Genomic DNA, 14666 nt, shown 5'->3' with positions numbered 1-14666 from the left:
AAGCCCGTCAGGGACCTATCCCCTGGAAGGCTTGCAAACCCATTAATTGATGAGTGATCGCGCCTGGGATGGCTCTGAGGGGCTTTTGTGCGCAATTGGCAATGTTTACACCCCTGATTTCCCCGTAGCAGCTGCCGAAGGCTGCGTCCCGGATCGGCGCAGTCCCAGAGCGTGCGTGGCGCAGGTGTGAGTCAATGCAACCGCTTGCGACACATCAACTGGGCCAGCTTGGCCGCGTCGGGCCGCTCGACGATGCCTTTCTCGGTGATGATCGCGTCGATCAGGTCTGCCGGGGTCACGTCGAACACCGGGTTGAAGGCATCGACGTCGGCGCCCAGGCGCTGCCCGCCCACTTCCAGCAGTTCGCGGCCGTCGCGCTCCTCGATGGGAATGTCCTCGCCACTGGCCAGGCTCATGTCGATGGTGGAGCTGGGCGCCACCACCATGAAGCGCACGCCGTGGTGCATGGCGGTAACGGCCAGCTGGTAGGTGCCGATCTTGTTGGCCACGTCGCCGTTGGCGGTGATGCGGTCGGCGCCGACGATGACCCAGGTGATGCCCTTGGTTTTCATCAGGTGCGCGGCGGCGGAATCGGCGTTGACGGTGACCGGGATGCCCTCGTTGGCCAGCTCCCAGGCGGTCAGGCGCGAGCCCTGCAGCCAAGGGCGGGTCTCGTCGGCATAGACGCGCTCGACCATGCCTTCGATGAACGCCCCGCGGATCACCCCCAGCGCCGTGCCGAAGCCGCCGGTGGCCAGGGCGCCGGTGTTGCAGTGGGTGAGGATGGCCTGGGCGTTGCCCTGGTGACGACGGATCAGGTCCACGCCCAGCTGGGCCATGGTCAGGTTGGCCTCGCGGTCGCTTTCATGGATGGCCAGGGCCTCGGCCTCCAGCAGGCCCAGCACGTCGGCATGGGCCTTGACCCGCTCCAGGCGCTCGCGCATGCGGTTCAGCGCCCAGAACAGGTTGACCGCCGTAGGCCGTGAGGCCGCCAGCACGGTGAAATCCTGCTCCAATGCCGCCAGCCAGTCGCCACCCTGGGCGTGGCGTTGGCGAGCGCCCAGGACAATGCCATAGGCGGCACTGATGCCGATGGCCGGCGCCCCGCGCACCACCATGGCACGGATGGCCTCGGCGACGCCGGCGGCGTCGGTGTAGGCCAGCCAGGTCTCCTGGTGCGGCAGCACACGCTGGTCGAGCAGATGCAGGGCCCCGTCACGCCAGTCGATGGCCTTCACTTTCTCTGCTGCCAATAGACGTTCGCGCATTGCCCACCCCTGATCTGAAAGCTGACATCAAAAGCGGCCGATTATAGCGAGCCCCCGGGGAAGACGCTCGGGTATACTTCGCCATCACCGACCCAAAGCACTGGAACCTCACCATGCCCGACGCTGCCCAGCCCCTCGACCTGTTGCTGTTGCCCAGCTGGCTGGTGCCCGTGGAACCGGCCGGCGTGGTGCTGAAGGAGCATGGCCTGGGCGTGCGTGATGGCAATATAGTGTTTATCGGCCCGCGAGCGGAAGCCTTGAAGCTGGCGGCCCGCGAGGTGCGCGAGCTGCCCGGCATGCTGCTGACCCCGGGTTTGGTCAACGCCCATGGCCACGCGGCCATGACCCTGTTCCGCGGCCTGGCCGACGATTTGCCGCTGATGACCTGGCTGCAGGACCACATCTGGCCCGCCGAAGGCCGCTGGGTGGACGAGGCCTTCGTGCGCGACGGCACTGACCTGGCCATCGCCGAGCAATTGAAAGGCGGCGTTACCTGTTTTTCGGACATGTACTTCTACCCGCGCGCGGCCAGCGAACGGGTGCACCACAGCGGCATGCGCGCGCAAATCAGCATTCCGGTGCTGGACTTCCCCATTCCGGGCGCACGCAGCGCTGATGAAGCCCTGCACCAGGGCGTGGAACTGTTCAGCGACCTGAAACACCATCCGCGCATCTCCATTGCCTTCGGCCCCCACGCCCCTTATACCGTGGGTGACGCCAACCTGGAAAAAATCCGCGTGCTGGCCGACGAACTGGACGCTGCCATCCAGATGCACGTGCACGAGACGGCTGGCGAAGTGGAGCAGGCCCTGGCGCAGGGTGGCGAACGGCCACTGGCGCGCCTGGGCCGCCTGGGCCTGCTGGGCCCGCGCTTCCAGGCCGTGCACATGACGCAAATCAGCGAAGAGGACCTGGCCCTGCTGGTGGAAAGCAACACCAGCGTGGTGCACTGCCCCGAATCCAACCTCAAGCTGGCCAGCGGCTTCTGCCCGGTGGAACGCCTGTGGCAGGCCGGCGTCAATGTGGCAGTAGGCACCGACGGCGCCGCCAGCAACAATGACCTCGACCTGCTGGGCGAGACGCGCACCGCCGCGCTGCTGGCCAAGGCCGTGGCCGGCAACGCCACCGCCCTGGACGCCCACCGTGCCCTGCGCATGGCCACGCTCAACGGCGCCCGCGCCCTGGGCCTGGAGGCCAGCATCGGCTCGCTGGAAGTGGGCAAGGCCGCCGACATGACCGCGTTCGACCTGTCGGGGCTGGCCCAGCAGCCAGTGTACGACCCGGTGTCGCAACTGATCTACGCCACGGGCCGGGACTGCGTGACGCACGTCTGGGTCGGTGGCACCGCCCTGCTCCAGGACCGCGCGCTGACGCGCATGGACGAACAGGGCCTGGCGGCCACCGCCGCCGGCTGGGGCCAGCGCATCGCGGCCCGGCACGAATAACCCTTGCGGCCGCCTGGTGGCGGCCGGCACTACGCCAAATTCAACACAGTTTTCAAAAGGACACCCCAATGAGCAACGTCGACCACGCCGAAATCGCCAAGTTCGAAGCCCTGGCGCACCGCTGGTGGGACCGCGAGAGCGAGTTCAAGCCCCTGCACGACATCAACCCCATGCGCGTCAACTGGATTGACGAGCGCGCCAAGCTGTCCGGCAAGAAGGTCCTGGACGTAGGCTGCGGCGGCGGCATCCTCAGCGAAGCCATGGCCCTGCGCGGCGCCACCGTCACCGGCATCGACATGGGCGAGGCACCACTGGCCGTGGCCCAGCTGCACCAGCTGGAGTCCGGCGTGCAGGTGGAATACCGGCAGATCACCGCCGAGGCCCTGGCCGAGGAAATGCCTGGCCAGTTCGACGTGGTCACCTGCCTGGAAATGCTCGAGCACGTGCCCGACCCGTCGTCGGTGATCCGCGCCTGCTACAAAATGGTCAAGCCGGGCGGCCAGGTGTTCTTCTCCACCATCAACCGCAACCCCAAGTCCTACCTGTTCGCCATCATCGGCGCCGAGTACATCCTCAAGCTGATGCCGCGTGGCACCCACGACTTCAAGAAATTCATCCGCCCTTCCGAGCTGGGCGCCTGGGCGCGCACCGCCGGCCTGTCGGTCAAGGACATCATCGGCCTGACCTACAACCCACTGACCAAGCACTACAAGCTGGCCGCCGACGTCGACGTCAACTACATGGTCCAGACCCTGCGGGAGGAGTGATCGATGCGCTTGAGAGCGGTTCTCTTCGACATGGACGGCACCCTGCTGGACACGGCGCCGGACTTCATCGCCATCTGCCAGGCCATGCTCGCCGAGCGCAACCTGCCGGCCATCGATGAGCAGCTGATTCGCGACGTGGTGTCGGGCGGTGCCAAGGCCATGGTCTCGGCCACCTTCGCCCTGTCGCCCCAGGCGCCGGAGTTCGAGGCCCTGCGCCTGGAATTCCTGGAGCGCTACCAGGTTGGCTGCGCGGTGCACAGCCACCTCTACGAGGGCATGGCCGAGCTGCTGGACGACATCGAGAAAGCCGGCCTGCGCTGGGGCGTGGTCACCAACAAGCCAGTGCGCTTCGCCGAGCCGATCATGCAACAGCTGGGGCTGGCCGAGCGCTCGGCGCTGCTGATCTGCCCGGACCACGTGACCAACAGCAAGCCCGACCCCGAGCCGCTGACCCTGGCGTGCAAGATGCTCGACCTGGACCCGGCCAGCGTGCTGTTCGTGGGCGACGACCTGCGCGACATCGAGTCGGGCCGCGACGCCGGCACCCGCACCGCGGCCGTGCGCTACGGCTATATTCACCCCCACGACAACCCTAGCCACTGGGGCGCCGACGTGGTGGTGGACCACCCGCTGGAACTGCGCAAGGTGCTCGACCAGGCCATTTGCAGCTGCTGACCGCCGGCCCACCACGCCCGTAGCCGCTGCCGCCAGGCTGCGCTGGCCCTATGCCCCGCTGGAGATCTACGGCGCACTTCAGGGCCAGCGCAGGCTTCGCCAGCGGCTACGGGGATGTGGCGGCCGCAAAGGAGAATTTTCATGTTCGACTACACCGCCCCACCCGCCCTGCTCAAGGACCGCGTCATCCTGGTGACCGGCGCCGGCCGCGGCATCGGCGCCGCAGCCGCCCTCGCCTACGCCGCCCACGGCGCCACCGTACTGCTGCTAGGCAAGACCGAAGCCAACCTGAGCGAGGTCTACGACCAGATCGAGGCCGCCGGGCACCCGCGCCCGGTGGTCATCCCCTTCAACCTGGAAACTGCCCTGCCGCATCACTACGACGAGCTGGCGGTGATGATCGAGAACGAGTTCGGCCGCCTCGACGGGCTGCTGCACAACGCCTCCATCATCGGCCCGCGCACGCCCCTCGACCAGCTGTCAGGCGAGCATTTCATGCGGGTGATGCACGTCAACGTCAACGCCACCTTCATGCTCACCAGCACGCTGCTGCCGCTGCTCAAGCTGTCGGCGGATGGTTCGATGGTGTTCACCTCCAGCAGCGTCGGGCGCAAGGGCCGGGCCTACTGGGGTGCGTACGGGGTGTCGAAATTCGCCACCGAAGGCCTGATGCAGACCCTGGCCGACGAGCTCGATGGCATGGGCACGTTGCGCGCCAACAGCATCAACCCGGGCGCCACGCGCACCAGCATGCGCGCCCAGGCCTACCCGGCGGAAGCGCCGGAGAAAAACCCGCTGCCCGAGGCCATCATGCCGGTGTACCTGTACCTGATGGGCCCCGACAGCACGGGCGTGAACGGCCAGGCGTTCAACGCCCAGTAATCACCCTCAGTGCTGGGCGGCCACCGCCGCCAGGCGTTCGCGGCGCACGCTGTGCTGCTCGCGCTCGAACGCCATGCAGCGCTCCAGGAAGTTGAACATGTAGTCGTAGCTGCGGCACACCGCGCGGCGCAGCTCGGCCTGCAGCGCCTTGGTGGGGTTGTGGCCGGCCAGGGTGCAAATGATCTCCAGCGCTTCCCACGGGTGGGCATCGTCGTACTGGGCGTGCATCTTCAGCCACTTCATGGCGCGCTTGCGACCTTCCTCGGGGAAAGAATTGGCGTACACGTCGTTGGCGCAGACCACCGCCGACCATTCGCCGGTGGCGCCCTCAATGGCGTAGTTGGTGGCGGCGATGCCGACGATCAGCGAATCCGCCGACGTGGTCTGCCAGCACCAATGGCTCAGCGACAGCAACTCGGCAGGCACGTCCTGCGCCTGCAGATCTTCCAGGCTGACGCCATGGGCGTTGCACCAGTGCACCCAGTAATCGGCATGGTTGAGTTCCACGCGAATGTTGCGCATCAGCCAGCGGCGGGCCATGTCCTCGCCCGGGTGGCGGCCAAAACGGGTCTTGGTCAGGCTCTGGGCCATGTACAGGGCAAACTGCTCCACCACCGGCCAGCCACCAATCAGGTACTGACGCATGGTCTTGGCGCTGAGGGTGGCATCGCGCATGGCGCGGTACAGCTCATGGTCCACCACGCGCCGCTTGCTTTCGCTGCAGTCACGAATCAGCTGTTGGGCCCAGAGCGGGTAACTGGTGGCTTCCATGAGGGGGCCAGTACGGACGAACGCCTCGATCACTTGTCAGATTCCTTCTTTATTGAGTGACGGTCACGGCTGCGGCATCAGCGAAAAGTCCCCGGCGCCTTGAACAACAAGGGGCGCGGGCGGACCTCGCGACGTTGCAGACTTTCGCAGGTGAATACCTGTGGACGTTCTATCAGATAACCCTGGGCATAATCTACCCCGATTTCCAGCAAAGCCTGCTCTATCAGCGGGGTTTCGACGAATTCGGCAATGGTTTCCTTGCCCATCACGTGGCCGATATGGTTGATCACCTCGACCATGGCGCGGTTGATGGGGTCGTCGAGCATGTCCTTGACGAAGCTGCCGTCGATCTTGAGGAAATCCACCGGCAGGTGCTTGAGGTAGGCGAACGAGGACATGCCGGCGCAGAAATCGTCCAGCGAGAAGCGGCAGCCCAGGCTCTTGAGCTCGTTGATGAAGCGAATGGCGCTGCCCAGGTTGGAAATCGCCGCGGTCTCGGTGATTTCGAAGCAGATCAGCTCCGGCGGGATGGCAAAGCGCTGGAACTGCTCGCGCAGGTACTCCAGGAACGCCTCGTCGCCGATACTGGTGCCCGACAGGTTGATGGCGCAGATGGCCAGCGGCCCTTCCACGCCTTCGCTCATGCACTGCTGGATGATCTTGAAGACGTTCTGCACCACCCAGCGGTCCAGGGCCGTCATCAGGCCGTAGCGCTCGGCGGCGGGGATGAAGTTCTCCGGCATGATGATGCGCCCGCTTTCATCGTGCAGGCGCAGCAAAATCTCCACATGGCCGCCGGAGGCCGAAGTGCGGCCCAGGGCGGCGATTTCCTGGGCGTAGAGCACGAAGCGGTTCTCTTCCAGGGCCATGTGCAGGCGCTGCACCCAGGCCATCTCGCCGAAGCGCATGGACAGCTCGGTGTCGTCGGCGTGGTACACCTGCACGCGGTTGCGGCCCTTCTCCTTGGCCATGTAGCAGGCCATGTCGGCGGCGCGCAGGGAGGCTTCCAGGGTGGTAGGCAGCTGGGCAATGTGCACCAGGCCAATACTCACGGTGGTCACGAACGGCCGGCCCTTCCACACGAAATGCAGGTTCTGCACGGTCTGGCGCAGGCTGTCGGCGATGCGCTCGGCGACATCGGCCGGGCAGTTTTCCAGGAGGATGCCGAACTCGTCGCCACCCAGGCGCGCCAGGGTGTCACCGTCGCGCAGCCCCGACTGCAACAAGGTGCAGATATGCCGCAGCAGCTCGTCGCCGGCAGCGTGGCCGCAGGTGTCGTTGACCAGCTTGAACTGGTCCAGGTCGAGGAACATCAGCGAGTGGCGGCACTGGTTGCGACCGACGTTGCCCAGCGCCTGCTCCAGGCGGAATTCGAATTCGCGGCGGTTGGCCAGGCCGGTCAGGGCGTCGTGGGTGGCCTGCCAGGACAGGTTGGCGATGTACTGCCGCTCCTGGGTCATGTCGTGCAGCACCAGCACGGTGCCGCTGATGCGCCCATCGGTGCGGATGGGCGCGCCCACCAGGGTCACCGACACGGTGCTGCCGTCCAGGCGCTGGATCAGCTTGGCGTGCTCGCTGCCACCGGTCAGCTGGCCGCCGAGAATGTGCTCGATCAGGGTGAAGCTGTCTTTCTCGGCGTTTTCGTCCAGCAGGTTGAACAGCGAGGCCAGCGGCAGGCCGGCCGCCTGCTCGGCGTTCCAGTGGGTGAGCTGCTCGGCAGCCGGGTTCATGTAGGCGATGCAGCCCTCGAAGTCGGTGGCGATGACGCCATCGCCGATGGACGCCAGGGTCACCTGGGCACGCTCTTTCTCAAGCTCCAGGGCCGTGGCGAAGGCGCGGCGCTGCACCAGCAGCTTGTGGCTGCGCCACAGGGCCAGGGCGATGAGCAGCAGCGCGGTGCCGACGTTGACCAGCATCAACAGCCGCCAGAGGAACCGCGAGCCCTCCCCCAGCGCGTCGCTGAAGGCCTTGGCCGCCGGCGTGACGCCGTCGTTGATGGCCAGGATGCGGTCCTTCCAGCGCATGATGTCTTCTTCGCTGGCGCTGCCGCTGCCGATGCCGGCGTGCATCTGCTGGGCCACCGAGTCCAGCTGCACCAGGTAGCTGTCGCCCACGGTCCAGCGCTCGATGGCGCGCTCCAGGTAGCTGAAATGACGGAAATTGAGGTACAGCCAGATCAGGCTGGACACATCGTCAGGGTGGTTGCCGCCCTGCAGGATGCCCTGGCGTGCCGCGACCAGGTCCGGAACGGGCTGGTCGAGGGCCACGCGCAGGTCATGGCTGCCCTGCGGCACGGCAATGGCAGCCTGGTATTTGCTGAAAATGCGTTCGTCGCGGCTGTCGGCGTACAGGTTCAGGTAGTAGATGGCGTCTTTCTGGCCCTTGGACCACAGACTCTCGCCGGCCACATAGCCCCGCACGGCCGACAACGCGTATAGGCTGATGCACCCCAATAGTGCCTGAAACAATACGACTGCTATAAATGGCCAGACGATGCCTAATAATCTCGGCGTTTCGAGAGTCCGATTTTGCTTCATGAGGTCCCTTGCATCAGCAGAGCCAGACAACCATCCAGGAAAACTCCACTCACATCAGCTCAGCCTAGGCGAAAACTGCGCGTTCAGTGGGTTATCGATGATCAGGCATTACATTTCGTTCAAGGCGGCACTTTACAGGCCTATCCAAATGAATGGCTAGCGTTGTCTTTGGTACAAATGTACTCAAAACCGGACGTTTCAGACCTGTTGCAAGTGGCCGTACAGCCGCGCGTACAGCCCGCCATCGGCAATCAATTGCTGGTGATCGCCGTCCTCGGCCACCCTTCCGCCATCGAACACCAGCACCCGGTCGGCCTGTTTCACCGCCGACAAGCGATGGGCGATGATCAGCGTGGTGCGGCCGTTGAGGAAGCGCGCCATGGCCTGGTGCAGGTTGTACTCGGTGGCAGCGTCCAGCGCCGAGGTGGCCTCGTCGAGAATGACCACCTTGGGTTGCGCCAGAATCATCCGGGCAATCGCCAGGCGCTGCCGTTGGCCGCCGGAAAGGCGCACGCCAGAGCGGCCGACGATGCTGTCCAGGCCTTGCGGCAGCAGGCGGATGGCGGCGTCCAGCTGGGCGATCTCCAGGGCCTGCCAACAGGCTTCGTCACTGCGCTCGCGGCCCATGGTGAGGTTGGCGCGCACGGTGTCGTTGAACAGCGACGGGTGCTGCAGCACCACCGCGACGTTTTCACGCAGGGTGGTCAGGCCGATGTCCTGCTGGGTGCAACCGCCAAAGCGGATGACCCCGCTCTGCGGCGTGTACAGGCCCAGCAGCAGTTGCACCAGGGTGCTCTTGCCGCCGCCACTGGCGCCGACGATGGCCACCTTCTCGCCCGGGGCGATGGACAGGTCCAGGTGCTCCAGCACCTGGTCCTCGCCGTAGCCGAAGCTCAGGTCGCGCACCTCGATGCCCACGGTGTCGCGGTTGCGGAACGGGTCGATGCCGCCGGGGTATTGCGGCTCGTCGGCGCGCGCCAGCAGTTCGTTGATGCGGGTCAGCGCGCCACCGGCGGCGTAGTAGGCGTATTGCAGGTTGAGCAACTGCTCCACCGGGCTGATCATGAACCACAGGTAGCTGAACACCGCCAGCATCTGGCCGATGGACAGGTCGGAAAACAGCACGGTGAGCATGGCCACCGCGCGGAAGATATCGATGCCGAACTGGAACAGCAGGCCGCTGGCACGCCCCGAGGCATCGCTTTTCCATTGCGAGGCCACGGCATAGTCGCGCACTTCACGGGCGCGCTGGCCCAGGCGGCCGAGGAAGAAGCCCTGGCGGTTGCCGGCGCGCACCTCCTGGATGGCCTCCAGCGTTTCGGTCAGCGCCTGGGTAAAGCGTGCGGTGCTGTCGTTTTCCAGCTTCTTCAGGTGCTTGACGCGCTTGCCCAACTGCACCGTGGCGAAGATCACCAGCGGGTTGAAGCACAGAATCAGCAGCGCCAGCTTCCAGTTCATCCACATCAGGATGGTGGCGGTGCCCACCAGGGTGAGCATGGCCACCAGGAAGCGGCTCAGGGTCTCGCCGACGAACTTGTCCAGGGTGTCCAGGTCGGTGACCAGGTGCGTGGTCACGGTGCCGCCGCCCAGGCTTTCGTATTCGCTGAGGGAGATGCGCTTGAGGCGTTCGATCAGGCGGATGCGCAGGCGGTAGACGATGTCCTTGGCCAGCCCGGCGAACAGCCTGGCCTGCACCACGTTGAACACCAGCGCCAGGCAGCGCAGGGCAAAGGTCACCAGCAACATCAGGCCGATGTAGCCGGCGGCCTTCTGCCAGGCGCCGGGCAGCACGTGGTTCATCACTTGCAGCGCGGTGTCGCCATGGCCCAGCAGCACTTCGTCCACCAGCAACGGCAACAGCAGGGGAATGGGCACGCTGCACAGGGTGGCCAGCACGGCCACGCCATTGGCCAGCCACAGGGCTTTGCGGTGCCGCAGGGCCAATTGCCGAATGTGCGCCCAGCTCAGCCGGTCGGGGGTGACCGGCTCGGGCCGCAGGGGCAGTTCGGTCGGCCCGGGCAGCTCAAGCATGGGCAGCCCGTTCCAGCCAGCGGGCGAACAGCGGCGCCAGCTCGTCCAGCGGCTGGTAGCCGTTGGTCAGCAGGGCCATCTGGCCGCCGCGCTGGGCCAGCAAGGTGGGGAAGCCGGCGATGTTGAGGTCGCGCACCCAGTTGAAGTCGGCCGCGGTGGCCGCCAGCTGCTCGGCGCTGTCAAAGGCGGCGGCGAACTCGATGCGCGGGATGCCGGCCGCCTCGGCCAGTTCCACCAGCACCGCCACCTGGGTCACGTCGCGGCCTTCGGCGTAGAAAGCGTGCTGGATCAGCTTGGCCATGGCCCAGGCCGCGCCTTCGTCGAGGCTGCGCACCGCCACCACCGCCCGGCAGGCCGGTTCGGTGTCGTAGACGAAGCCTTCGGGCAGCGCGCCGTCGAACTGGAACGGCTGGCCGGTGGCCTCGTGCACCGCGTGCCAGTGGTGCAGGATGCTGCTGCGCAGCGACGGTTCCAGCGCCGCGCCGCCCCCGGTGCGCAGGCCGCCCATTACCAGGTGCACGCCCACGCCAGCGGCCTGGGCTTGCTCGATCAGCGCCTGCGCCACGGGTGCGAAGCCCCAGCACCAGGAGCACATGGGGTCCATCACGTAGAGCAGGCGGTTTTGCATGGGGTCAGTCCTGGGCAGCGGCTTTACGGTAATTATGGCCTATCGGATGCGGAAGGTTGCGCGCCTTGGCCAATTCAATCTGCTTCTGGCGGTCGATGGCGCTCTTGCGGGTTTTCTCGCTCAGGCTGTCCCAGCAATGCGGGCAGCTGATGCCGGGCGCGTAGTGCTCGCTGGCACGGTCTTCGACGCTGATGGGCGTGCGGCAGGCGTGGCACTGGTCGTAGTCGCCCTCGGTGAGGTCGTGGCGCACGGTGACGCGGTTGTCGAACACGAAGCAGTCGCCCTGCCACTTGGACTCTTCCTGGGGCACTTCTTCCAGGTACTTGAGGATGCCGCCCTTGAGGTGGAACACCTCGCCGTAGCCTTCGCCCAGCATGTAGCTGGAGGCTTTTTCACAGCGGATGCCGCCGGTGCAGAACATGGCCACTTTCTTGTGCACCGCCGGGTCGAAGTTCGCCTTGATGTAGTCGGGGAACTCGCGGAACGAGGTGGTCTTGGGGTCGATGGCGCCTTCGAAGGTGCCGATGGCCACTTCGTAGTCGTTGCGGGTGTCGATCAGCAACACTTCGGGGTCGTTGATCAGCGCGTTCCAGTCCTTGGGGTCGACGTAGGTGCCGACGCTGCGGTTGGGGTCCACGCCCGGCACGCCCAGGGTCACGATCTCTTTCTTGAGCTTGACCTTGGTGCGGTAGAACGGCTGCTCGTCGCAGTACGACTCTTTATGGTCGATGTCCACCAGGCGCGCGTCGCTGCGCAGCCAGGCCAGCAGGCCGTCGATGCCTTCGCGGGTGCCGGAGACCGTGCCGTTGATGCCTTCCTCGGCGATCAGCAGGGTGCCCTTGATGCCGTTGTCGACCATGGCATTGAGCAGGGGCTCGCGCAGGTCAACGTAATCTTCCAGGGTGACGAACTTGTACAGTGCCGCCACGACAATGGCTTGTGTCATGGATGAAACTCCAGGTGGTTGCCCTCGTAAAGGGCGGACCGGGTTGATGGTTCAGGGGTACGAAAAATAAATGTGGGAGGTTGCTTGTGTGGGAGCTGGCTTGCCAGCGAGCTCTGAGAATCAAAGGCTCGCTGGCAAGCCAGCTCCCACACAAGCAACCTCCCACAGTGTCAGCAATTACACCTGGGCCAATTCTATCAAAAAACCGGCCCAGGAAGTATTGCTCTGGATCAATGCCCGCCCGCGCAGGTGGGCGACGCCGGGGCGACGCCCAGCTGTGCCCATTCCTCGGGGGTGTAGGTGTGCTGGGCCAGGGCGTGGAACTGCCCCATCAGCTCACCCAGGGTGGCATAGACCATCTGCTGGCGCTTCACGCGCGACAGGCCGGCGAAACGGTCGGTGACCAGCACCACCTTGTAATGGGTTTCCTGGCCGCGGCTGTGCATGTGGCTCTCGTCGAGCACCTGCAAATGCGCCGGGTCCAGGGCCACCAGGGCCTGTTCAATGCGTTGCTGCATGGTCATGACGGGCCCCGCTTACGGCTTCTTGGCCGGTGCGGCTGGCGTGGCGGCCTTGGCCGGTGCCAGTTCGTTGGTCATGTCAGACAGCAGCTTGTTGACCACCGGCACCGCGCTTTCCAGCTTCTGCTGGGTGATCTGGGCGGACTGCTGGGTCACTGAAGGCATCTTCTCCAGCACTTTCTTGCCCAGTGGCGACTGGTAGAACTTGACCAGGTCGCGCAGCTCCTGCTCGGTGAAGTTGTCGGTGTACAGCTTGACCATGTCCGGCTTCAGCTTCGGCCAGCCAATGGCCTGGTCCAGGGCGGCGTTGGCCTTGGCCTGGTAGGTTTCCAGCACGGCGCGCTTGGAGTCCGGGGCCTTGGTCTGTTCGAAACGCTGGGCAAACATCTGCTGCACCTGCATGTAGACCGGGGTCCCGAGCTTGTCGGCGTGCGCCATCATCAGGAACGATTCGGCACTGGCGTTGTGGCTGGCGGTGTCGGCGAAGACCTGGCCGCTGGCGCAGACCAGAGCAACCGCGGTACAGATGGCACGAAGACGGGTCATCGAGTTTCCTTAAGTTAGCAGGCGAGGTAGTACCCCGGAATCGAACATTCTGCGCCCAAGCAAGCCTGTGGCTCAACCCCGGGCGCACGGTCGGCAGATGAAACCTGATGGAACCGCAACGGCGATCCGCAGCCTAAACTGCCAATCACACCGTTAAGGAGGACCGTCGCATGAGCCGAACAGAAACTGACAGCCTGGGCCCCATCGAAGTTCCCGACGAGGCCTACTGGGGGGCCCAGACCCAGCGCTCGCTGATCAACTTCGCCATCGGCGACCAGCGCATGCCCCTGGCGGTGCTGCATGCCCTGGCGCTGATCAAGAAGGCCGCGGCGCGGGTCAATGACCGCAACGGCGACCTGCCGGCCGACATCGCCCGGCTGATCGAACAGGCGGCCGACGAAGTGCTGGGCGGCGAGCACGACGACCAGTTCCCCCTGGTGGTGTGGCAGACCGGCAGCGGCACCCAGAGCAACATGAACGTCAACGAGGTGATCGCCGGGCGCGCCAACGAGCTGGCCGGCAAGGGCCGCGGCGGCAAGGCGCCGGTGCACCCGAACGACCACGTCAACCGTTCGCAGAGCTCCAACGACTGCTTCCCCACGGCCATGAGCATCGCCGCCGCCCAGGCGGTGAACCAGGACCTGCTGCCGGCCATCGCCGAGCTGTCGGCGGGCCTGGCGGAACTGGCGGCGCGGCACATGCACCTGGTCAAGACCGGGCGCACGCACATGATGGACGCCACGCCCATCACCTTCGGCCAGGAACTGTCGGCCTACGTGGCGCAACTCGATTACGCCCAGCGCGCCATTCGCGCGGCGCTGCCGGCGGTGTGCGAACTGGCCCAGGGCGGCACGGCGGTAGGCACTGGTTTGAACGCGCCCCACGGTTTTTCCGAGGCCATCGCCGCCGAGCTGGCGGCGCTGTCGGGGCTGCCGTTCATCACCGCGCCGAACAAATTCGCCGCCCTGGCCGGCCACGAACCGCTGACCACCCTGGCTGGCGCCCTGAAAACCCTGGCGGTGGCCCTGATGAAGCTGGCCAACGACCTGCGCCTGCTGGGCTCCGGCCCCCGCGCAGGCATCGCCGAGGTGAAATTGCCAGCCAACGAACCGGGTAGCTCGATCATGCCCGGCAAGGTCAACCCCACCCAGTGCGAGGCGCTGTCGATGCTGGCCTGCCAGGTGCTGGGCAACGACGTGGCCATCGGCTTTGCCGCCAGCCAAGGGCACCTGCAACTGAACGTGTACAAGCCGGTGATCATCCACAACCTGCTGCAATCCATCCGCCTGCTGGCCGACGGCTGCAGCAACTTCCAGGCCCACTGCATCGCCGGGCTGGAGCCCGACCCGGTACAGATGGCCGACCACCTGGAGCGCGGGCTGATGCTGGTGACCGCGTTGAACCCGCACATTGGCTACGACAAGGCCGCGCAGATCGCCAAGAAGGCCTACGCCGAGAACCTCACCCTGCGCCAGGCGGCGCTGGACCTGGGTTACCTCACCGACGCCGAGTTCGACCAGTGGGTGCGCCCGGAAAACATGCTCGAATCAGGGAAGACCGGCTGACAGCGCTCCGCCTGGCACACCGCGGCGCCCGTGACGCGGCCTGATGGCCGCTGCTACGGGGGTGACGGGTGGTAGCTATGCGGG

Annotated in this window: 13 protein-coding genes; 5 read left to right on the top strand and 8 right to left on the bottom strand. The window is 65.8% G+C overall.

Annotation, left to right across the window (positions count from 1 at the left end):
* Positions 1 to 191 precede the first annotated feature (191 nt).
* Entirely contained in the window at positions 192 to 1268 is a 1077-nt protein-coding gene (mtnA, locus tag AC0J42_RS07610) for an S-methyl-5-thioribose-1-phosphate isomerase (protein WP_416423014.1), read from the bottom strand.
* A 113-nt stretch (positions 1269 to 1381) separates the two neighbouring features.
* On the opposite strand from mtnA, the gene AC0J42_RS07605 reads away from it, so the two are divergent.
* The 4 genes from AC0J42_RS07605 (at position 1382) to AC0J42_RS07590 (ending at position 5037) form a co-directional block, all read left to right on the top strand.
* The gene (locus AC0J42_RS07605) at positions 1382 to 2713 is read left to right on the top strand and encodes a TRZ/ATZ family hydrolase (RefSeq protein ID WP_473005686.1); all 1332 of its coding nucleotides are present in this window, start codon (positions 1382 to 1384) and stop codon (positions 2711 to 2713) included.
* Between the two features lie 68 nt (positions 2714 to 2781).
* Positions 2782 to 3480 (top strand): bifunctional 2-polyprenyl-6-hydroxyphenol methylase/3-demethylubiquinol 3-O-methyltransferase UbiG, encoded by a 699-nt coding sequence (gene ubiG, locus AC0J42_RS07600; RefSeq protein WP_416423012.1) that lies wholly within the window; start codon positions 2782 to 2784, stop codon positions 3478 to 3480.
* 3 nt (positions 3481 to 3483) lie between these two features.
* On the top strand, positions 3484 to 4155 hold the full coding sequence (mupP, locus tag AC0J42_RS07595; RefSeq protein WP_473005685.1) for an N-acetylmuramic acid 6-phosphate phosphatase MupP: 672 nt from the start codon (positions 3484 to 3486) through the stop codon (positions 4153 to 4155).
* Between the two features lie 141 nt (positions 4156 to 4296).
* Complete coding sequence (locus AC0J42_RS07590; protein ID WP_473005683.1) at positions 4297 to 5037, top strand: YciK family oxidoreductase; 741 nt, start codon at positions 4297 to 4299, stop codon at positions 5035 to 5037.
* Positions 5038 to 5043: 6 nt separating this feature from the next.
* Here AC0J42_RS07590 and AC0J42_RS07585 read toward each other — a convergent pair whose 3' ends face one another.
* From AC0J42_RS07585 to AC0J42_RS07555, 7 genes are all read right to left on the bottom strand, one after another.
* The gene (locus tag AC0J42_RS07585) at positions 5044 to 5841 is read right to left on the bottom strand and encodes a TenA family transcriptional regulator (protein WP_416423009.1); all 798 of its coding nucleotides are present in this window, start codon (positions 5839 to 5841) and stop codon (positions 5044 to 5046) included.
* Between the two features lie 44 nt (positions 5842 to 5885).
* Positions 5886 to 8345, bottom strand: a complete 2460-nt coding sequence (locus AC0J42_RS07580) for an EAL domain-containing protein (RefSeq protein ID WP_416423008.1) — start codon at positions 8343 to 8345, stop codon at positions 5886 to 5888.
* A gap of 198 nt (positions 8346 to 8543) precedes the next feature.
* Positions 8544 to 10376, bottom strand: a complete 1833-nt coding sequence (locus tag AC0J42_RS07575) for an ABC transporter ATP-binding protein (protein WP_473005682.1) — start codon at positions 10374 to 10376, stop codon at positions 8544 to 8546.
* Complete coding sequence (locus AC0J42_RS07570) at positions 10369 to 11004, bottom strand: DsbA family protein (protein ID WP_416423006.1); 636 nt, start codon at positions 11002 to 11004, stop codon at positions 10369 to 10371. The genes AC0J42_RS07575 and AC0J42_RS07570 overlap by 8 nt, the downstream gene beginning before the upstream one ends.
* 4 nt (positions 11005 to 11008) lie before the next feature.
* Entirely contained in the window at positions 11009 to 11950 is a 942-nt protein-coding gene (gene trhO / locus AC0J42_RS07565) for an oxygen-dependent tRNA uridine(34) hydroxylase TrhO (RefSeq protein WP_416423005.1), read from the bottom strand.
* Positions 11951 to 12180: 230 nt separating this feature from the next.
* Entirely contained in the window at positions 12181 to 12474 is a 294-nt protein-coding gene (locus AC0J42_RS07560) for a BolA family protein (protein WP_473005681.1), read from the bottom strand.
* Between the two features lie 12 nt (positions 12475 to 12486).
* Positions 12487 to 13017, bottom strand: coding sequence for a DUF2059 domain-containing protein (locus AC0J42_RS07555; RefSeq protein ID WP_416423003.1), 531 nt, complete (start codon positions 13015 to 13017; stop codon positions 12487 to 12489).
* A gap of 170 nt (positions 13018 to 13187) precedes the next feature.
* Between AC0J42_RS07555 and AC0J42_RS07550 the strand changes: the two genes are divergently transcribed.
* The gene (locus tag AC0J42_RS07550) at positions 13188 to 14582 is read left to right on the top strand and encodes a class II fumarate hydratase (RefSeq protein WP_416423002.1); all 1395 of its coding nucleotides are present in this window, start codon (positions 13188 to 13190) and stop codon (positions 14580 to 14582) included.
* The last annotated feature ends 84 nt before the right edge of the window (positions 14583 to 14666 follow it).

The sequence above is a fragment of the Pseudomonas sp. Tav-5-1A genome (genome assembly GCF_055755055.1).
This window is presented reverse-complemented; position numbering and strand designations above follow the sequence as displayed.